This is a genomic window from Clostridium sp. LBM24168 (assembly GCF_052953915.1).
In genome coordinates, this window is the sequence record NZ_CP196861.1 from 1632619 (window position 1) to 1652611 (window position 19993).

Below are 19993 nucleotides of genomic sequence, written 5' to 3' on the forward strand. Positions count from 1 at the left end.
TGAACCCCCTCCTAAATCTGTATTGTTTATTAAAACGTTTTTTTAACGGCGTTCACTATTTTTTCAGCATTCGGGATTACATAGCTTTCAAGTTTAGGTGCGAAAGGTATTGGAACATCAAAGCTTCCTACCCTCACTACAGGCGCATCCAGATAGTCAAATATTTCTTCGCTTATGACTGCTGAAATTTCTCCGCCGAATCCTCCCCGTTTTGTTTCCTCTGTGACAACAACTGCTCTGTTGGTCTTTTTTATTGAATCAAATACGGTTTCCCTGTCAAAAGGATACAAGGATCTCGGATCTATTACTTCAGCCTCTATACCTTCTTTTGAAAGTCTATCAGCTGCTTCAAGTGCTTCATGAACCATTCTTCCTGTTGCAATTATAGTTACATCATTTCCATTTCTTTTTATATCTGCAGATCCAAATGGTATAGGTTTAGGATTTTCATCGATTTCTCCCTTTTTAGCATATAGAATCTTATGTTCTATAAATACTACTGGATTATCATCATCTATTGCAGTCAACATTAGTCCATAGGCATCCTTTACAGTAGAAGGATATGCCACCTTTAGACCAGGTACGTGCGTAACCCATGCCTCCATTGACTGCGAATGCTGTGCAGCTCCCTGAGCTCCTGCGCCGCAAGGCACTCTGACTACCATAGGGAGTTTTATCTTTCCTCCAAACATATATCTCATCTTTGCTGCCTGATTTGCAAGCATATCCATGCCAACAGTTAAAAAATCAATGAACATGAGCTCTGCAATTGGCCTCAGTCCAGTTGCTGCTGCCCCGATTGCACAACCTATAATTGCACCTTCAGAAATAGGGGTATCTCTTACCCTCATTTCTCCAAATTCATCATGCATGCCTTGACTTACTCCAAAACACCCTCCAAAAGGTCCTACATCTTCACCAAACAGTAACACATTTTTATTCTCTCTCATTCTAGTGGACATCGCATCTCTTATTGCTTCAGAATAAGTTATACTTTTCATATTAGTCAACCCCCTCTTTAATATCAGTATAGACATCTTCAAATACGGAATTAAGCTCTGGTTCCGGACTGTTTATTGCAAAATCAACTGCATCTTTTATCTGTCCATTTACGGATTCTTGCATCTTTTTCAATTCATTTTCATTTAACACCTTGTTTTCTAAAAGGTATTTCTCAAATCTTGGAATAGGGTCTTTTTTAAGCCATTTTTCCTGCTCTTCCTTCGGTTTATATGGTGCCGAGTCTCCCTCAAAATGTCCTCTCTGTCTATAAGTCTTGCACTCTATAAGAGTTGGACCTTTGCCGGCTCTTGCCCTCTCAACAGCTTTTTGCGATGCTTCATAAACGGCAATTGGGTCATTTCCATCAACTACTACTCCCGGTATTCCATATGCTTTTGCCCTATCTGCAACATCTTTTATATTCTGATGCCTTTTCTGACTTACTGATATTCCATACCCATTATTCTCACATACATATACAATAGGAAGTTTCCATACGCTTGCCAGATTCAGGGATTCATGAAAAGTCCCCTGATTTGTAGAAGCATCACCGAAAAAGCATACACATACCTGATCCGTTCCCCTGTACTGTGCACTCATTCCGGCTCCAAGAGCTATATCATGTCCTGCACCTACTATACCATTTGCTCCAAGTATACCTTTTGTTGCATCTGCAATATGCATTGATCCACCTTTTCCTTTGCAATATCCAGTAGCTTTTCCGAAAAGTTCTGCGGTCATATATTTGAGTTCTCCACCTTTTGCTATTATGTGTCCATGGCCTCTATGGGTACTTGTTATATAATCTGAATCTGTAAGATTTTCACAAACTGCAGAAGCTATAGCCTCCTCACCTATATACAAATGAACGAAGCCAGGAATCTTTCCTTCCGCAAAATTGTCCTTTGCCATATTTTCAAATGCCCTTATCTTCAGCATCTTGTCATAAATATTTATGAGATTGGTACCTGCTATAGATTTATTTTCCTTTACCTGTTCCAAAATGATCCCCCCTGGTTAATATTTATTTTTCTTTACATTTATATTATTGAGCAATATTCGTGCCAATCAAAAAAAGCCCTATACAGGCTCTTTCAATATTATATTTTTTATTTTGGGATCCCATATTGAAAAAACGTTTTCAATATGGGAAAAATACTCTTTCAATAATAGTCTTAACTGCTATTGAAAGAATATACATTTCACATTTCTACATCTATATTATAGTTTCAACTTAAAAATTTTCTCATCAATTGATTTCACTTTTTCTGCGATAGACCTTAAGGTTAAAATTACTTTACCAGATAGTTCTTTTGCTTCTTTAAATATATTGCGGGCATCTTCAATTCTATTTTTTTCTATTGCCTCTACTATTTCATGTGCTTTGCTATGTAAAAGTAGATGATCTCCATTTATTGCATTCCATTCATCTTTTATTTCTGGATATTCAACATTTATGGAGTTATAGAAATGTCCGAATTTACATTTCATACCATCATGCTGAATTGGAATTATTTTATTAGTTTCAACTATCTGCTGGAGCTTATCTATCCACACTTTATGGGCTTTTATAGCGTCGTCCAGTATATTTAAAAATTCTTCATTTGAAATTGGATTAGTACCACTATTTAAAACTCCCACCAATTTTTTTATAAGTTCAGAAATTCTATCATCTATTTTGCCAAGATTACTAGCATAATAATGAGCTTTTTCAGAGTCATTCGATACCAGTTTTGCCATATTGCTTATTTTTTCCGTTTCACTTGCAACAATATTCACAGCAGAAGATACTTCTTCAGAAGATGCTGTTATTTCTTCCATACTTCCTGCTAAATCGGTAATTCCATCTACAGTAGTTTTCAGACTATTGGCATTTTCTTCAAAAGATATATTAACTGTTTCGATCTTTTTACTCATATCTATCATTGATGTTATAGTATTATTAACACTATTCATACCTTCACTTGTCGCATTTCTAATATCATTGGTAAAAGATTGCATATTATTAAGTTTAAGTTTTGTATTTTCAGCCAGCTTACGAATTTCATCAGCAACTACAGAGAATCCCCGTCCATGTTCTCCAGCTCTAGCGGCTTCAATACTAGCATTTAATGCAAGAAGATTTGTCTGGTCTGCAATTGTCCTTACACCAGCAACAATCTCATCAACCTGCATGGACAATTCTTCCAAAGCCTTTATTTTTTCAGACATTATCTCCGAGTCATTGACCACCGTTTCTTTTATTCGATTAATTTGCTCAAGCTGGTTTTTGCTGTCGTTGTTTGTTTTAATCAAATCATTAGATTTCTCTACCAAATTGCCCAGCAACTCCGTGTTGTGGATAATTGCTTCAGTCACCTGGCTCACATTCGCAGTAGTCTGTTCTACCACCGACATGTTTGATTCACTAGATTCTGATAATTGCTGAGCAATTTTTTTTAATTCCTTAGAAATAAAAGACATGTCTATATCAAAATCGCTAAGTGACGCAGCTTCATTAACTAATTTCAAAAGAAGAGAATTGTTTAATGATCCAGCTTCTAAAATTTTGCTAAATAACTCAAATATATATTTATGAATATCCTTCTCTAAAATTGGTTTTTTAGGCTGTCCCCCTTGCAGATAATTTTGCACATAATCTGTAATATATGCAACTTCATGACATTGTGATTCTTTACCAAACATGATGTTTCCTCCTACTCAACTTTATTTGTATTTATTTATCGTGTTAATTGTAGAATTTCATTATACTAAATACTAATAAATATATTTCTGTACATAATTACTTATTGTCATATATGACATCTTTATGGTAAAGAACTCTATCTTATTTCTGTTTCCAAATTATATTTTTTAATCTTCCTGTACAAAGTGGATTTCCCCATATTAATCATTTTACTGGCATTTACTACATTTCCACTGCAATATCTGAGAGCTTTTACAATAAGCTGCTTTTCAACTTCATTCAGCGTCTGAATTTTAGGCTTGAATTCATTCTCCTGATAACTTTCAATACTGCCTTTCTCATTTTTTATAATATATTCTGGAAGCAGCTCTTTAGTTATAGCACCATCTTTTGACATATAATAAGCTCTCTGAACTACATTTTCAATTTCCCTTACATTTCCCGGCCAGTTATAACCTTTAATAATATTCATAAATTCTCCGTCTATGCGTTTTATCTTCATTTCATTTTTTAGGCTTAACTTGTTTAAGAACACTTTAATAAACATTTCTATGTCTTCTTTTCTTCTCCTCAATGGAATCAAATTTATATTAAATACATTCAATCTAAAATATAGATCATTTCTAAAATTTTTTAATCTCACTTCATTGAAAAGATCCCTGTTAGTAGCCGCTATAACCCTTACATTTAAATTTCTCTCATATTTCCCACCAATTCTTGTTATAGTATGATTATCAAGCACCCTCAATAATTTAGGCTGGATTTCAAGGGGCATCTCTCCAATTTCATCTAAAAATATAGTCCCTCCATTTGCGAGTTCAAATTTTCCTGGATTTCCCTCTTTTGACGCTCCTGTAAAAGATCCCTTTTCATATCCAAACAATTCACTTTCTACAAGATCCTTTGGCAGTGCAGAACAATTTATGGCTACAAAAGGACCTCTACATCTTTTACTTCCATTATGAATTGAATGTGCAAACAACTCCTTTCCTGTACCACTCTCACCAGTTATGAGTACAGTACAATCACTCCTTGAAATTCTTCTTGCATCTTCAATTATACTCATCATTTTAGCATTATTGGTAAGTATATTGTCAAAATCGTACTTTGAAGAAAATCCCGCTATTCTATTTACAACAGTACGCACGGTATTGGTTTCTTTGGCAAGTATTACAAATCCAATATATTTTTCATTCATAACAACAGGATTTACATTTACATTGCACTCAATTCTTCTATCTTTTACATACATACTTATCTCCCTGTAAGTTATTTTGTTGGCTCTTCCCGTATCACTCATATCCTTTATTACATCTTTAAGTAAAGACTTCATATATAATTTGTACATCTGATTTTTATTAATTCCTAATATCTTGCAAATGTTTTCATTAAAATACTTCAGCTTAAAATCGTTATCTATAACCAATATTCCTTCTTTTATTGAATTGAAGGCTACTTCAGTCCACTTTCTATGTTCTGCTATTGAAAATTTTTCCTGTATAGTATTGGAAGCTTCTACAACTATGCCCAACGTATGGGTATGAAAGTCCCCATAGCCTCCAGATAAATCAATACAACCTATTATTTTCCCCCTGCTGTCATGTATTGGAGCAGCAGAACATGTCCACTTATGCTGTCTCCTGCAGTAATGTTCCGCACCCAGTGTTTGAATGGGTTTATCCAAATGAATACATGTGCCAATAGCATTTGTTCCTACATCCTCTTCTTTCCACCTTCTGCCTTCGAGAAAATCCAAATCTCTGTTTTGGGCCATTATTTTTTCGTTTCCAAGTATCTTGAGTATTACTGCATTTTCATCTGTTAATATAATAGAGTAGTTAGTATTTTTTAGAATTTCATATAAATTCAGCATTACAGGAAGACAGATCTCTATAAATTCTTTTTTTTCCTCAAGTACGATATTAAATTCATCTTTTGGAATAATATTGGCTCCATTATTGTCTTTCCCGACACCGTACCTTTTACATCTAATCCATGAATTCAGAATATCCTGCCTAACATCCTTGGGTATCTCATTATATTTTATAAACGTATTACGCTGTTCCCGAATTTTTTCCATATATTTCTCTATATGATTCATTATATATACCCCCCATCTCCACTTAAACAACTACCATCTTTATTTTATTATACAATATTTTTACATGCTACTTGCTGGAAATTTTATAAAAAATAAAGAACAGGAATGTTTTGATAAACATTACCTGTTCAAATATTGAAATTGTTTAGTCAGCTATTGACCTTATGAAGAATCTTCATTCCCTCATAAGCCTTATAGGAACTTCTCACATAGGGACCTGAAGTCACAAACTTAAAGCCCTTTCGTAGAGCTATTTCTTTATATTCTTGGAATACCTCCGGAGAAACGTACTCAAAAACCGGAAGATGTTTTTTAGACGGCCTCAAATATTGACCTATTGTCAATATATCACAATTAACATTCAAAAGATCATCCATTACCTTCATCACCTGTCTTTTCGTTTCACCAAGTCCTACCATTATCCCACTCTTTGTATAAACCTTTTCATTAAGAACCTTAACCTGTCTCAACAGTTCAATGGATCTATCATAGTTTCCCATTGGTTTTACCTTTTCATATAATACTTCTATAGTCTCCATATTATGGTTGAGTATATCTGGTTTTGCATCAATTATCTTTTTTAATGCCTCCCAATTGCCTCTTAAATCCGGTATCAAGAGTTCAATTGTGGATTCAGGATTTTCTTTTCTAATTTCTTTTATAATTTTAACAAAATGATCTGCTCCTCCATCTTCAAGATCATCTCTCGTAACAGAAGTTATTACCGTGTGCTTGAGTCCAAGTTTCCTGCTGGCAATCGCCACATTTTTTGGCTCTCTAGAATCAAGTGCTGAAGGACGGCCTTTTGACACTGCACAAAATCTGCAATTTCTTGTACATATGTCCCCCATTACCATAAAAGTGGCCGTCTTATTTTTAAAACATTTCCCAATATTAGGACAAATTGCATTTTCACAAACCGTATGAAGTGAAAGATTCCTTACCATATCCTCCATATTACTCAATACCGTCTCATCAGGTGCTTTCATTTTAAGCCATTCTGGTCTCCTTACCAAAGAAATCACTCTCCTTCCACCAATCATCAACAGTTTTTCTTTGCAGCAATTCCGTTTGAAACACTTTTTTGAAGTTTTCTTGGATTATCTCAACAACATTATCATAATCTATACCTTCCATGAAATCATTCATGGAACATATTCCGAATTCTCTTATGCCACAGGGAACTATCAATTTAAAATGCTCTTTGTTTACAGAAATATTCAATGCAAAACCATGCTTTGTTATCCATTTTCTAATTCCCACTCCAATTGCAGCTATTTTTCTGTCACCTACCCATACCCCTGTATATTTTGGCTTTATTCCAGCATTTATTCCACATTCTCTAACTGTATTTATAAGAACTTTTTCAAGCTGCCTCAGATATAAATGTGCATCCTTATGAAAACCATTCAAATTCAATATTGGATATCCAACAAGCTGACCCGGACCATGATAGGTAATATTCCCTCCCCTGGAAGTGTGGCACAATTCAATTCCATAATTGTTCAATTCATCCCTTGAGACAAGTATATTTTTATCTCCGCCGCTTTTGCCTATTGTAATTACAGGTTTGTGCTGGAGCAAAAGCAAAATACCGTCTATATTGTTTTTGCTTACAAAATCAAAAGCCTTCTGCTGGATTTCAATACCCTCTGAATAATCTATCAATTTTTTGAATTCTGTTACATAGCATCTTCTCAATTTAAACAGCTCCTTCACAGTTTGTATTAAAAATGCTCTTTTTAATACAAACAAGCATAATCTATACCAATTTACAATCCTTCAGTTTACTTGCGTTTACCGCAATACAGAATCCTAATATGGGAAAAATAATATCATAACGGGAAAATTCAATATAATATTCTCTATCACATTTTTAATTTAAATGCATAGTCTAATATATATAATTATATTATGGAGGTACCATGTGTTCATTTATGTAGTTAAATCCGGCGATTCACTCTGGCAGATATCAAATCGATATGGAGTACCAGTAGATGAAATAATTCAGGCAAACGGACTTGAATACCCCAATAATCTGCTTATTGGCCAATCCCTGATAATTCCTAAGCAGGACACTGTTCATACAGTAAAGGCTGGAGAATCCCTATGGCAGATTTCGAGAAACTATGGAATCACACTTCAACAGTTGATAGACGCAAACGGAATTCAAAATCCGGCTTTAGTATATCCTGGAACTGTGCTTGTCATTCCAAGAGAAAAGCCAAATATATACGTAAACGGATATATCTATGACTTTACTGAAAATTCACCATCTATAGTAAGAGAAGCAGGAGATCACCTGACCTACCTAAGTCCATTTGCATACAGGATAAGGGAAGATGGTACATTGGAATCTATAGACGATTCTGCATTGATAAATGCTGCATATGATTCCAGAGTTGTACCTATGATGGCAATAACAAACTTTACCTCTACGGAATTGGGACATAATCTGGCACACGTTGTCCTGTCAGACGCCAGCATAAGAGAGACCCTCATCACCAACATAATAGATACAATGAAAGATAAAGGATATCTCGGCATAAATATAGATTTTGAAAATGTACTGCCATCCGACAGGGAAAATTACAATCAATTTCTTGAATCTGCAGTTCAAAGACTTCATGCAGAAAACTTTTTTGTATCTACTGCACTGGCTCCCAAAACTGGTCCGGGACAGCAGGGCTTGTTATACGAAGCCCATGATTATGAAGCCCATGGAAGAATCGTTGACTTCGTAATACTCATGACCTATGAATGGGGTTACAGACTTGGACCGCCACAGGCAATTTCACCTTTGAACAGGATAAAAGAAGTACTTGACTATGCCGTCACCGTCATACCCCGCGACAAAATACTATTCGGATTCCAATTATATGCCAGGGATTGGATCATTCCCCATGTACAGGGTATGGAAGCCGAAACCTTCAGCATGCAGGAGGCCATATCAAGAGCTGTAAGATATGGTGCAGTTATAAACTTTGATCTTTTCAGCCAGACACCTTTCTACAGATATACGGACAGTCAGGGAAGACATCATGAAGTATGGTTTGAAGATGCAAGAAGCGCCCAGGCCAAATTCGACATGGTCAAGGACTATAATTTGAAAGGTATAAGCTACTGGTCACTTGGTTTTCCTTTTCCACAGAACTGGACTCTGCTGGAAGACAATTTCAATATTGTAAAGCTCCTGTAAAAAGGTATGGTCCAAAGACTATACCTTTTTATAGAAGCACATGTTATAATAATATCATGTATAACAACTATGTAATTGGAGATATATAACATGAGTTTGAAAGAAAAACTGAAAGAACTTCCTTCCTCACCCGGAGTTTACCTTATGAGAGATTCTCTTAAAAGTATCATCTATGTAGGTAAATCCAAAAATCTAAAAAATAGAGTTTCATCCTATTTCCAGAACTCAAAATCACATTCTCCAAAAGTTATAAAACTGGTAAAAAATCTAAGAGATTTCACCTACATATCTACTGATACGGAATTCGAAGCTTTAATGCTTGAATGTAAATTGATAAAAGCAATTAATCCTTTATATAACAGACAGATGAAAAATCCAAAGTCCTATTGTTATATAAAAATAACCACCAGTGAAGAATATCCTAAAATCGACATTTCAAGTGAATATTTAAAAGATGACAAAAATATTTATTTTGGACCTTATACAAGTACAAATACGATAAGAAATGCCCTGCAGGGTTTGAAAGAATATTATAAGATATTATGCAATACTGGATTCCGGAGAAATTCATCCTGTTTGAATTATTCTCTTGGACTGTGCAGGGGAATATGCCTGAATAAACTATCAAGAAAAAATTACTTGAATTTAATAACAAAGATAACAGGAATTTTAAAAGGGGCCGACAAGAGTATACTTGAAGAACTGAAATACAAAATGAACATGTATTCACAAAAATTTGATTTTGAAAATGCCGCCAAATACAGAGACTATATTGCTTCAATAGGGTATACAATCAACAGATACAAAATTATAAAATTTGCAATAGGCAATAGAAATATCGTACTACTGGAGCATTTGGAACATGATGTTGTCAAATTCTTTTTCATTAAAGGCAACAAGGTGCTTTTTAGTAAAAAATATGGGCTGAAAAATTTTGCCCCTAAAAAACTAAAATCTGATCTCAAGTCCAAGATCTTATTATATTTTAATGCAAGGAGCCAGGAAGGCCGAATATACATAGACAAATATGAAATAGACGAATTTCAAATAATCTATACTTATCTGAAAAATAAATCAAGGAACTGCAGTTATGTAATAATTGCCGAGGATTTACTCGACAATAAAAATAGTGGTATAGACAGTGAACTTGACAAACTATTTTAATACAATTTTAATCTTTATAATGTAAAGTAAATATATACTTTTATATGGGGGAATTTTCTAATGACTTTACTGGAATTTAAAAACGTATCATATATCAGCGATAATAAATACATATTAAAAAATTTATCTTTAGAAATCAATCATAAGGATTTTATATCTATAGTCGGTCCTTCAGGCAGTGGTAAAAGTACTTTTTTCAGATTATGCTCACAGCTTATAAGCCCCACCAGTGGAAATATATTTTATAAAGGGATATCCTATAACAAATATGACCCAAAAGAATGGAGGAAGCAAATAGCATATTGCTTTCAAACTCCATGCTTTTTTGAAAACACTGTTATTGATAATCTAAAATTTCCGTTTTCCATAAGAAATAAGGAAGTTAACTTAACGATAATCAAAGAACTTTTGGAGGATTTTAATATGAGTTCAGAATATCTGTCTAGAAAAATACACAATCTTTCAGGAGGGGAAAAGCAGAAAATTTCATTGATCAGATCTTTAATATTCACTCCTGAAATTCTCTTATTGGATGAAGCCACGTCAGCACTTGATGAAAATAATACTTCTATTGTGGAAAATGTAATTAGTTCCTTGAATGAAAAAGGAATTACTATTTTATGGATAACTCATAATCCAGAACAAAGTAAAAAATACGCAAACAAAGTTTTGACAATCGAGGATGGCGAATTAAAATCTTTGGAGGTTATAAAATGAATGAAGCCGCAGATATCAGCATTTATTCTATTTTTTTCTCATTACTGCTTATATTAATTTCTCTCATATTTTCCTATAGGCAGAAGCTAAACCTTGAAAAAGACATAATAATAAGTGTAATAAGAGCTGTAATTCAATTACTTATTGTAGGATATCTACTAGATTATATATTTGGATTAAAGAGCACTCTATTTACTACATTTTTACTGATATTTATGATATTAAATGCTGCATACAATGCATCTAAAAGAGGAGGTAAAATTAAAAATGTTTTCTTTATATCTTTTGCATCAATAATTTTAGGAACATCAATAACCATGGCAATTCTCATATTTTTAGGAATTATAAAGTATGAACCTTATCAGATAATACCCATTGGCGGGATGATTATCAGTAATTCCATGGTAAGTCTTGGACTGAGTTTCAAACAGATAAAACTAGATTTTAAAAATAATAGAGATGAGGTTGAAACAAAACTTTGCCTTGGAGCAGATATTTATCAATCATCCGAAAATATAATAAAGGATGCTATAAAGGTCGGAATGATCCCTACCATCGATTCAGCTAAAACCCTTGGAATAGTTGCACTCCCAGGTATGATGACCGGACTTATTCTGGCAGGTACATCACCTGTCAGTGCCGTAAAATATCAGATAATAGTTACTTTTATGCTGCTTTCTGCTACTTCTATAACTTCTTTTACAGCCTGTTATCTAACTTACAAGAAATTTTTTAATAATAGAAAACAATTGATTGTAAGTGATTAGCTGTCAGGCTGGAAAAATTTCCTTTTCCAGTTAAGTGCTACATTTACAAGACCTATCATTACAGGAACTTCAATCAATGGCCCTATTACTGCTGTAAAAGCTTCCTTAGATTCTATACCAAATACAGCAACTGCAACAGCTATAGCAAGTTCAAAATTATTACTTGCAGCTGTAAATGAAAGTGTAGCTGTCTTTTTATAGTTTATACCTGATTTGTAACTTATAAAAAATGAAACTGAAAACATAACTGCAAAATAGATTACAAGTGGTATGGCAATTCTAATTACATCCAAAGGCAATTCTATAATATACTTTCCTTTAAAAGTAAACATTACAACAATAGTAAATAATAATGCTATCAGAGCCAGTGGACTTATTTTAGGAATAAATTTTTTTGTATACCATTCTGTACCCATTTTAGGTTCCAACAGCAATCTGGTTAGCATCCCAAGTGCAAAAGGAATACCAAGATAAACTACAACGGAAGAAGCTATTTTCCCCATTGAAATATCTACACTATAACCGGTAAGTCCAAACCAGGTCGGAACTACAGTTATAAATATATAGGCATATATTGAATAAAATATAACCTGGAATATGGAGTTGAACGCTACAAGTGCAGCTGCATATTCCGTATCTCCATCTGCAAGGCTGTTCCATATGATGACCATTGCAATACACCTGGCAAGTCCAATAAGTATAAGGCCTGTCATATATGCAGGATAAGCATGTAAGAATATCACTGCAAGTGCAAACATCAATATAGGTCCTATTACCCAGTTTTGAATAAGTGATAGGGATAATACCTTGGGATTTCTAAATACCTTGCCAAGTTCTTTATAGTTCACTTTGGCAAGTGGAGGGTACATCATTACAATAAGTCCTATAGCTATAGGTATGGATGTAGTTCCAACAGACAAACTGGATAGTCCTCTTGATATACCTGGCACTCCCCACCCAAGCATAACTCCTATAAACATAGCAAGAAATATCCAAAGCGTTAAATAACGATCAAGTAATGACAATTTAGATGATTTACTTTTCATATACATTCCTCCTGTTTTCTTTAACCTAACAACTCAAATAATTTTTCATCTTTAATTTCTTCTGCTTTCCACTCTATTAATGCGAAATTCCCATCGGAAATTTCGTTGACTTTGTTTATCCATGGTATTTCACTGCTTGCTTTAGCCTTGAGTACACTATTTGTAGTATCAGCTGCATACATGCTGGAATTTACAATCCACCACTTACTTGCAATTCCCGCACGTTCTAGATCCGCTTCAAGACGTATGGATTCGTAGACCGGAGTATCCTCGGCCAAAGTTACAATAATGACTTCTGTATCATTGGCATTTTTGAGTTCAGGTAAAAGATCCTTTACAGATTGAGGTATATCGCCCTCCGAACGCATAATTTCTCTATTATAGCTTTCCGTAGAGTCCAGTAATAACAGAGTATGACCTGTAGGTGCTGTATCTATTACTACGACCTCATCTTTAGACTTTTCCACTATTTCTGCAAAAGCCCTGAATACAGCTATTTCCTGTGTACATGGGGATCTTAAATCCTCTTCAATATACGCCATGTCGCTTTCATTCATAGTTTTTCTGGCATTATTTAATACTTCTGTTTTATATTTTTCAAGTTCTTCTTTTTCATCAATATGACTTAATGTAATGCCATAATTTTTGTCTAGGACAAACTTTAAATGTGCTGCTGGATCAGTAGTAGTTAAATGAACCTTTTTACCCTTTTTAGAAAGTCCCAGGGCAATGGCAGCTGCAACTGTTGTTTTACCTACTCCGCCTTTTCCCATAGTAAATATTACTTTTTTGTCATTATTGTATAGATCATCAACTATATTTTTCAGCTTATTTATTTTATTTACATTCAGTTCTGTAACCTTATATTCAATATTATCTTTCTTTAAAAATGCTCTTATATTTTTAATTCCCGTTACATTATATGGCCTAAGTGGTATTTCATAAGTTTCAATAGATTTTATACTTTCAGGCATATCATTTAAGGCATTTTCCTGCTTTAAATAAATTGCATTTGAAATATTATCATCGTGGACTTCAAGTACGCCATTTATAATCAATATCTGATTATCTATACCTATGTCTCTTAATTCCCTAGATGCTCTTTCTGCTTCTTTAAGAGGTGTAATTTCGGGTCTTGATACAAGAACAAGAGTAGTTTTTGCTTTATCTGATAGAGTTTTAACTGCATTTTTATATAATGATTTTTTATCTTCAAGCCCGGATAACTGCCCTAAACATGAAGCTCCATGAGTGCTTTCTCCTATAAAATTGCTCCAGGCCGAAGGAAGTTGAAGCATCCTCAGTGTATGCCCCGTAGGAGCTGTATCAAAAATTATATGATCAAATTTTTCTTCAATTTTTTCATCAGTAATGAAAGTTGAAAATTCATTGAAAGCAGCTATTTCCACAGTACAAGAACCTGAAAGCTGTTCTTCCATATTATTGATAGCTGCTGATGGGAGCTTTCCTCTATATGGAACTATTACACTTTCCCTGTACTCTGCAGCAGCTTTTTCAGGATTAAGGTTTGCTACTATCAAATTTGGTACCTCTTTAATTTCAACTCCCTTATTATCGAGATCCATGCCAAACACATCCTGCAAATTGGAAGCCGGATCTGTACTGATAAGCATGATTTTCTTTCCCTGATCTGCAAGGGCAACAGCAGTGGCGCAAGCAGTAGAAGTCTTGCCTACGCCGCCTTTACCTGTAAAAAACAAATATTTAGTTAAATGTATACTGGCAGGATTAAACTTTTTAAACATCAACAGCACCCTCCTCCACAATCACAACCTTTGGATTTTATCTTAAGTCCGGTTTTTAAATAATCTTCTGATATATCTAGTAATTCGCAAAATTCCTTATTTGTTGGATATGCTTTTGTCTTTACTATTGCACCCTCTACCATAGTTACTGGAAGTATTTCTGTACCTTCTTTATTCAATATCTCATTAATTGTTTTATTGTCTACAAATATCTGAGGATTGCTGGTCAAATTATACCTTTCAACCAATATACCTTTTTTTTGAAGCGTATTAATAACAGTAGAAACTCTTAGCAACTCCGAATCTATGGAAGGTCCACATACTCCTGTAGAACAACACATTGCCGGATCAAAAATTATCATCTTTTTCATGTAAATCTCTCCCTATCATATAAATTTATTTTTCATTGTCAGTTTTACATAAATAAGTACCTTTACCTTTGCAGATACATTCCTCCGTATCCGTCATGATATTCATTAAAAACAGTACCAGTCTGTTTGCATTGGTATTATTCAAAGAATAGTGATTCCATACCCCATCTTTTCTGCATTTGACAAGCTTGCAGTCCATAAGCACTTTCATATGGTGAGATAGCGTAGGCTGCGTAAAATCAAAATATTCCAGTAAATCACAGGCGCATTTTTCACCACAAGAAAGTATGTCAATGATTTTTAATCTGTTTTGATCAGACAGCGCCTTTAATATTTTCGCATTCAATTCATAATCTAAATTCATAAAACCACCTCCAATTCATTCAGATTAATTTACTTCTATGTTCCATCAAAACTACATCATGCCATATACCATTACTCATTTTTCCCAGTTTTTCTCTTATACCTACTTTTCTGAAACCACATTATAAATTTTTGATACTTCTTCCCAATGCTTTTCAGTCATTTCTTCAATATTAAAATTCATCTTTTTCTACGTCTCCTACTTATTTATACAGCCTCTATTCTAAAGCTTATATGCTTTTACGTGCGCCCCTGCAAAAGCCCCGTCAACAATATCCTCATCTATTTTACTATATACATCATCCAATTTTTTTTGCTTTGCAATATCTTCTATAACGTCCTTAGTATATGTGTTTACCGGTGTTATTTCAATATCTTTAAACCCAACCTTTTTAAGTATTTCCTTATATTCCTTAATTGGCAGAGCACCTGCAATGCACCCTACCCACATTTCCACACTATGTTTTATATTTTCCGGTACATCTTTAAGGACAACAATATCCGCAATTGCCAGCCTTCCACCTTTTTTTAATACTCTATAAGCTTCAGATAAGGCTTTTTCTTTACTTTCACAGAGATTTATTACACAATTTGATGTAATAACATCTATTGTTTCGTCTTTTAGAGGTATATCCTCAATGTATCCCTTTATAAATTCTACATTTTCAACTCCCATCTTTTTTTTATTTTTGTTTGCCAATTCCAGCATTTCATCTGTCATATCAAGGCCGTACACTTTTCCATTTTTGCCGACATATTTAGATGAAATAAAGACATCTATTCCACCGCCACTTCCCAGATCCAGGACTGTTTCACCTAATTTAGGATTAGCAAGTATAACAGGGTTTGCACATCCAAGTGATGCATTTACAGCTTCATCCGGCAGTCCTTCTATAAAATCTCTAGTATACAAATTTTGATTTTTTGCAGTATCTCCGCAGCATGATGATGTACCGCATCCACAATTGACATCGGATTTATCACTTACTTTTCTAGCTATATTCCCATAATACGCTTTAACCTGACCTTTAATTGAATTTTTCATAATACTCCTCCTAACGACATTTATTTTGATTTACGGTCCTAATTTGAGTCCTGTAATTTTTATGTCCACCCGAAAGATTATATACTTTCTTGAAACCATTGTTAATCAATATGTTCTGCGCTGCATTTCCTGTTACACCTTTATTACAATAGGTTACAAATGTATTGTTCTTATCTAAATGCTTGATTTCAGTCCTGAGTTCTGAATGAGGTATATTTACAGCACCTTCTATATGGTCTTCCTCATATTGCTTATTTATTCTGGCATCTATTACTGTAACATTTTCTTCATTTTTTTTAAGTTCATCAAGCTTTCTTGCTGTTATGAGTTTCCTTCCTCTATTTATCTCATTATCCAAAATCATCCCGGTATACATTACAGGATCTTTTGTAGTGGAAAACGGCGGAGCATAAGCTAAATCCAGATGAAATAAATCACTTGCCTTTGCTCCAAAGCTTATTGCCGTGACAAATACATCAATTCTCTTATCCACTCCAGTGTATCCCACTATCTGTGCTCCCAACAATTTTCCTGTATTCCTGTCAGCAACGGCTTTTATAATCATCTCTTTTCCATGGTAGTACTGTGGCTTATCCATTTTAATATTATGACAAACTACCGTATCAAAACCTTCATTCTGCGCCTCTTTTTCTGTAAGCCCTGTTTGTGCAACAGTCATATCAAAAACTTTGAAAATCCCCGTACCAAGAATACCTCTAAATTCAAGATTGCCGCCAGTGAGTTGATCTCCTGCTATTCTTCCCATTTTATTTGCAGTTGAACCAAGCGGCCTGTATAAAGGCTTTTTATTTATAGCAGAAAAGCTCTCGGCACAGTCGCCGCAGGCATATATATCCTCTATATTTGTCATCATTTTTGCATTTACTCTTATTGATCCCCTAACTCCAAGTTCTATGCCTGCTTTTTCAGCAATTTCAACATTAGGCTTTACACCGATTGCCATTATAACAAGATCAGCTCTTAAGACTCTGCCACTTTCTAACACCACTTCACCAACCAAATTTTTTCCTCTCAATTTTGCTGCTGAATCCCCTAGAATCAAATTGATATCTTTACTTCTCAGATACTTTTCAACATATATGGACATATCACTATCAAGTCCCGGACTAACTTGATTCAGGCGTTCCACAAGCGTCACTTCAATACCAAGCCTGCTTAAATTTTCTGCCATTTCAAGCCCAATAAATCCTGTCCCCACTATCAATGCAAATTTAGGCTTATTATTTAAAATGTATGTCTTTATTTTATCCGCCTGCTGAACATTTCTTAAATAAAATACATTCTCTTTCTCTGCACCTTCTATATTCGGAACTATAGGTTTTGCCCCGGTTGCAACAACTAATTTATCATAGCTTTCATCAAATACATCAGCGGTCTCCAGATTCTTAATAGTTAAAATCCTATCTTCTACATTTATTCCTAGGACTTCATGTCTTCTGAATACATCCACGTTATATTTTTTCTTGAAGAATTCTGTATTTCTCGGAGTTAAATCACCTATATTCTGTATTTCCTCACCTATGTAATATGGTAATCCACATCCTGAATATGATATATCATAATCCATATCATATACTTTTATTTCTGCATCTTCATCATTTCTTCTTGCCTTTGCTGCCGCAGATGTTCCTCCGGCCACAGCACCTATTATAATAATTTTCATAATATCCCTCCTTGTATAGATAATAGTCTATGTCTAATAATATAGACTATTATCTATACAAGGTCAATATAATTACTTAAATAAGAATAATTTTATTTAAATACATATATTATCATCTATATATTGTATAAATTATTTCGTAGCTCCCCTAAAATACAGCTGTATACCGTATATTTTAGTGATCGATCAAATGTAATTGAATGTAATTGAGATAAAAACATGACTTAAGTCTTTATACACATGGAAGGAATGATTAGTTATGAAAAAAATAATAATTTTAGCGGCAAGCGTAATGATGACATTGGGTATAGCAACTACAACATTTGCTTCTGAAGCAGTAACCATGAAGGATCAAGCCGGTATAACACCAAATAAAATATTATATCCGGCAGATAAACTAATAGATAATATAAAAATTATACTGTGCTTTTCAGATGACTCAAAAGTAAACATATTACTTGATATAGCTGAAGAAAGAAGTGAACTTATGCTAGATGAGGGCAACCAAAATCTTGCAAATACAGCTATTGACGGATATAAGAACTATATGGATAGAGCTGAAAGTAAAATTGAGAATTCAATAAACAATAATCAAATTAAAAATAATCAAGACCAATTTAAGAAGCTGGAAGCCTTAGAAAATAAATTTATTGATAAAGATAAAAAATCTATCGATGTTCTGGCCAAACTTCAAAATAAGGCCGGAGATAATACAAAAACTAAACTAGAAAAAATCATAGAAATCCAGAAATTAAAAAGAAATGCAATATTAGCTGTCAAGAAAGAAAGAATAATTTATAATAATGCCAGGAAACAATATATCAAAGCAAAAATAACTCTTAAAAAGTCAAAAAAATCAGGAGATGAAGTTGCAATTAAAGCTGCCCAAGACTTATTGCAACAGAAACAGAAGGTATTAGATACAGAAAAACAAAATCTTGAAAAAGTTATTCAATCAAAAAAAGAGGTTTCTAAGATAAGTATCGGCAAAAGATTTATAAAAGAAACCAAAATACAGAAAAGAAAAAATACAAAAAATATTGAGAACAAAAAATCAAATGCTGCTGTACCTACAATAAAGACATATAAAAATACTACTACAACTATTCCCACAGCAACAAAATCAATTTCAACAAGCGGGGAAAATGTAAAAAAATATTCAACGAAACCAGTTATAAAAAATCAAATCAAAAAGAAAATATACATCAACAAAAATAAAAAACAAAACCAGACTAAAACAGTTAAAAGTAAACAAACAGGGGGACTATCAAGATGCAAATAAATTCAATTACAAAATCCAGCAACAACATGTATAGAAATTTGAATTATAAATATAAAGACAATCACAGAGAAAATAATAAAAACAATATTTCATTTTATGAGATATTAGAACAAGCCATATCATATCGAATAAGAGAAAATTGCATATCAGGAATATCCTCAGATTTATATAAAATCAAATGATTTTTTGGTAATAAAGAAGATTTTCAGCTGCCACTGAAAATCTTCTTTCAAGCTCTATCGTCTTATTAAAGATAAGATGTCATAGATTTCATTATATTTAAATATCTCTCCAAGTGAGAGCATGTTTTTAAACTCTTCTACTGATACAAGCTTTACATTACTGACTTCTTCTCTCTGAAAAACTATTTTGGATAAATCAATATTCATATATACAAAATAAATATCCCAAATAATATTATCTTGAAATATTCTTCTTACAAGATTTAAATCACTTTTTTCAATACATATTCCCAATTCTTCTTTTACCTCTCTTACTGAACCATCCAGTGTGTTTTCTCCACTAACCATGCATCCTGTAGTCAATGTCCAAATATCAGGAAGAATCTTTTTACTTTCAGATCTTTTCTGAATCAATATTTCAAGCTTATCATTGATAATCCAAACTTCGGCAGCTAAATGATACTGTCCACGGTTTAAAACGTCAGTACGTTTTTTCACTAAACCTGTTTTACATCCCTTATTGTCATATATATCCCATAATTCCATATAAAATTCCCCCTATGCTTACATAGCAACAATAATATTACAAATTCATTATAACTGAACAATATACGAGTA

Annotated in this window: 19 protein-coding genes and 1 pseudogene; 6 read left to right on the plus strand and 14 right to left on the minus strand. The window is 33.6% G+C overall.

Annotated elements, in window-relative coordinates; genetic code table 11:
- Positions 1 to 29 precede the first annotated feature (29 nt).
- From ACSVC9_RS08060 to lipB, 6 genes are all read right to left on the minus strand, one after another.
- Positions 30 to 1001, minus strand: a complete 972-nt coding sequence (locus ACSVC9_RS08060; RefSeq protein ID WP_446896981.1) for an alpha-ketoacid dehydrogenase subunit beta — start codon at positions 999 to 1001, stop codon at positions 30 to 32.
- Between the two features lies 1 nt (position 1002).
- Positions 1003 to 1941 carry a thiamine pyrophosphate-dependent dehydrogenase E1 component subunit alpha gene (locus tag ACSVC9_RS08065; RefSeq protein WP_446899828.1) on the minus strand — a complete coding sequence of 313 codons (939 nt, stop codon included), beginning with the start codon at positions 1939 to 1941 and terminating at the stop codon, positions 1003 to 1005.
- A 282-nt stretch (positions 1942 to 2223) separates the two neighbouring features.
- A complete protein-coding gene (locus tag ACSVC9_RS08070) occupies positions 2224 to 3687 on the minus strand; it encodes a methyl-accepting chemotaxis protein (RefSeq protein WP_446896982.1) in 1464 nt (487 codons plus the stop codon).
- A 137-nt stretch (positions 3688 to 3824) separates the two neighbouring features.
- Positions 3825 to 5789, minus strand: a complete 1965-nt coding sequence (locus ACSVC9_RS08075; RefSeq protein ID WP_446896983.1) for a sigma-54-dependent Fis family transcriptional regulator — start codon at positions 5787 to 5789, stop codon at positions 3825 to 3827.
- A 149-nt stretch (positions 5790 to 5938) separates the two neighbouring features.
- The gene (lipA, locus tag ACSVC9_RS08080) at positions 5939 to 6805 is read right to left on the minus strand and encodes a lipoyl synthase (protein ID WP_446896984.1); all 867 of its coding nucleotides are present in this window, start codon (positions 6803 to 6805) and stop codon (positions 5939 to 5941) included.
- Positions 6780 to 7490, minus strand: coding sequence for a lipoyl(octanoyl) transferase LipB (gene lipB, locus ACSVC9_RS08085; RefSeq protein ID WP_446896985.1), 711 nt, complete (start codon positions 7488 to 7490; stop codon positions 6780 to 6782). Before lipB ends, lipA begins: the two co-directional genes overlap by 26 nt.
- A gap of 226 nt (positions 7491 to 7716) precedes the next feature.
- On the opposite strand from lipB, the gene ACSVC9_RS08090 reads away from it, so the two are divergent.
- From ACSVC9_RS08090 to ACSVC9_RS08105, 4 genes are all read left to right on the plus strand, one after another.
- On the plus strand, positions 7717 to 8988 hold the full coding sequence (locus ACSVC9_RS08090; RefSeq protein ID WP_446896986.1) for a LysM peptidoglycan-binding domain-containing protein: 1272 nt from the start codon (positions 7717 to 7719) through the stop codon (positions 8986 to 8988).
- Between the two features lie 90 nt (positions 8989 to 9078).
- Positions 9079 to 10152 carry a GIY-YIG nuclease family protein gene (locus ACSVC9_RS08095; RefSeq protein ID WP_446896987.1) on the plus strand — a complete coding sequence of 358 codons (1074 nt, stop codon included), beginning with the start codon at positions 9079 to 9081 and terminating at the stop codon, positions 10150 to 10152.
- 60 nt (positions 10153 to 10212) lie between these two features.
- Entirely contained in the window at positions 10213 to 10869 is a 657-nt protein-coding gene (locus ACSVC9_RS08100) for an ABC transporter ATP-binding protein (RefSeq protein ID WP_446896988.1), read from the plus strand.
- Positions 10866 to 11636, plus strand: coding sequence for an ABC transporter permease (locus ACSVC9_RS08105; RefSeq protein ID WP_446896989.1), 771 nt, complete (start codon positions 10866 to 10868; stop codon positions 11634 to 11636). The genes ACSVC9_RS08100 and ACSVC9_RS08105 overlap by 4 nt, the downstream gene beginning before the upstream one ends.
- Here ACSVC9_RS08105 and arsB read toward each other — a convergent pair.
- The 7 genes and pseudogenes from arsB to ACSVC9_RS08140 all read right to left on the minus strand — a co-directional run bounded on the left by arsB (position 11633) and on the right by ACSVC9_RS08140 (position 17911).
- The gene (gene arsB, locus ACSVC9_RS08110; protein WP_446896990.1) at positions 11633 to 12682 is read right to left on the minus strand and encodes an ACR3 family arsenite efflux transporter; all 1050 of its coding nucleotides are present in this window, start codon (positions 12680 to 12682) and stop codon (positions 11633 to 11635) included. The two genes, ACSVC9_RS08105 and arsB, sit on opposite strands and share 4 nt — an antisense overlap.
- Before the next feature lie 20 nt (positions 12683 to 12702).
- A complete protein-coding gene (gene arsA, locus ACSVC9_RS08115) occupies positions 12703 to 14448 on the minus strand; it encodes an arsenical pump-driving ATPase (protein WP_446896991.1) in 1746 nt (581 codons plus the stop codon).
- Complete coding sequence (arsD, locus tag ACSVC9_RS08120; protein WP_446896992.1) at positions 14448 to 14819, minus strand: arsenite efflux transporter metallochaperone ArsD; 372 nt, start codon at positions 14817 to 14819, stop codon at positions 14448 to 14450. The genes arsA and arsD overlap by 1 nt, the downstream gene beginning before the upstream one ends.
- Positions 14820 to 14844: 25 nt before the next feature.
- Positions 14845 to 15183, minus strand: coding sequence for an ArsR/SmtB family transcription factor (locus ACSVC9_RS08125; RefSeq protein WP_446896993.1), 339 nt, complete (start codon positions 15181 to 15183; stop codon positions 14845 to 14847).
- 19 nt (positions 15184 to 15202) lie between these two features.
- Positions 15203 to 15304: pseudogene (locus ACSVC9_RS08130) on the minus strand (GNAT family N-acetyltransferase); the annotation flags it as partial.
- Positions 15305 to 15405: 101 nt separating this feature from the next.
- On the minus strand, positions 15406 to 16227 hold the full coding sequence (arsM, locus tag ACSVC9_RS08135; RefSeq protein WP_446896994.1) for an arsenite methyltransferase: 822 nt from the start codon (positions 16225 to 16227) through the stop codon (positions 15406 to 15408).
- 10 nt (positions 16228 to 16237) lie between these two features.
- A complete protein-coding gene (locus ACSVC9_RS08140) occupies positions 16238 to 17911 on the minus strand; it encodes an FAD-dependent oxidoreductase (protein ID WP_446896995.1) in 1674 nt (557 codons plus the stop codon).
- 259 nt (positions 17912 to 18170) lie between these two features.
- On the opposite strand from ACSVC9_RS08140, the gene ACSVC9_RS08145 reads away from it, so the two are divergent.
- Both ACSVC9_RS08145 and ACSVC9_RS08150 read left to right on the plus strand, forming a co-directional pair.
- Complete coding sequence (locus ACSVC9_RS08145) at positions 18171 to 19193, plus strand: DUF5667 domain-containing protein (protein ID WP_446896996.1); 1023 nt, start codon at positions 18171 to 18173, stop codon at positions 19191 to 19193.
- Positions 19184 to 19375: a hypothetical protein gene (locus ACSVC9_RS08150; RefSeq protein WP_446896997.1), complete on the plus strand. Its 192-nt coding sequence runs from the start codon at positions 19184 to 19186 to the stop codon at positions 19373 to 19375. Before ACSVC9_RS08145 ends, ACSVC9_RS08150 begins: the two co-directional genes overlap by 10 nt.
- A gap of 54 nt (positions 19376 to 19429) precedes the next feature.
- Here ACSVC9_RS08150 and ACSVC9_RS08155 read toward each other — a convergent pair whose 3' ends face one another.
- On the minus strand, positions 19430 to 19921 hold the full coding sequence (locus ACSVC9_RS08155) for an NUDIX hydrolase (protein WP_446896998.1): 492 nt from the start codon (positions 19919 to 19921) through the stop codon (positions 19430 to 19432).
- Between the last annotated feature and the right edge of the window lie 72 nt (positions 19922 to 19993).

Coding starts and splice junctions, on each gene's coding strand:
- ACSVC9_RS08060 (WP_446896981.1), bottom strand. CDS start 1,001: ATGAAAAGTATAACTTATTCTGAAGCAATAAGAGATGCGATGTCCACT.
- ACSVC9_RS08065 (WP_446899828.1), bottom strand. CDS start 1,941: ATGCTGAAGATAAGGGCATTTGAAAATATGGCAAAGGACAATTTTGCG.
- ACSVC9_RS08070 (WP_446896982.1), bottom strand. CDS start 3,687: ATGTTTGGTAAAGAATCACAATGTCATGAAGTTGCATATATTACAGAT.
- ACSVC9_RS08075 (WP_446896983.1), bottom strand. CDS start 5,789: ATGAATCATATAGAGAAATATATGGAAAAAATTCGGGAACAGCGTAAT.
- ACSVC9_RS08095 (WP_446896987.1), top strand. CDS start 9,079: ATGAGTTTGAAAGAAAAACTGAAAGAACTTCCTTCCTCACCCGGAGTT.
- ACSVC9_RS08100 (WP_446896988.1), top strand. CDS start 10,213: ATGACTTTACTGGAATTTAAAAACGTATCATATATCAGCGATAATAAA.
- ACSVC9_RS08105 (WP_446896989.1), top strand. CDS start 10,866: ATGAATGAAGCCGCAGATATCAGCATTTATTCTATTTTTTTCTCATTA.
- arsB (WP_446896990.1), bottom strand. CDS start 12,682: ATGAAAAGTAAATCATCTAAATTGTCATTACTTGATCGTTATTTAACG.
- arsA (WP_446896991.1), bottom strand. CDS start 14,448: ATGTTTAAAAAGTTTAATCCTGCCAGTATACATTTAACTAAATATTTG.
- arsD (WP_446896992.1), bottom strand. CDS start 14,819: ATGAAAAAGATGATAATTTTTGATCCGGCAATGTGTTGTTCTACAGGA.
- ACSVC9_RS08125 (WP_446896993.1), bottom strand. CDS start 15,183: ATGAATTTAGATTATGAATTGAATGCGAAAATATTAAAGGCGCTGTCT.
- arsM (WP_446896994.1), bottom strand. CDS start 16,227: ATGAAAAATTCAATTAAAGGTCAGGTTAAAGCGTATTATGGGAATATA.
- ACSVC9_RS08140 (WP_446896995.1), bottom strand. CDS start 17,911: ATGAAAATTATTATAATAGGTGCTGTGGCCGGAGGAACATCTGCGGCA.
- ACSVC9_RS08145 (WP_446896996.1), top strand. CDS start 18,171: ATGAAAAAAATAATAATTTTAGCGGCAAGCGTAATGATGACATTGGGT.
- ACSVC9_RS08150 (WP_446896997.1), top strand. CDS start 19,184: ATGCAAATAAATTCAATTACAAAATCCAGCAACAACATGTATAGAAAT.
- ACSVC9_RS08155 (WP_446896998.1), bottom strand. CDS start 19,921: ATGGAATTATGGGATATATATGACAATAAGGGATGTAAAACAGGTTTA.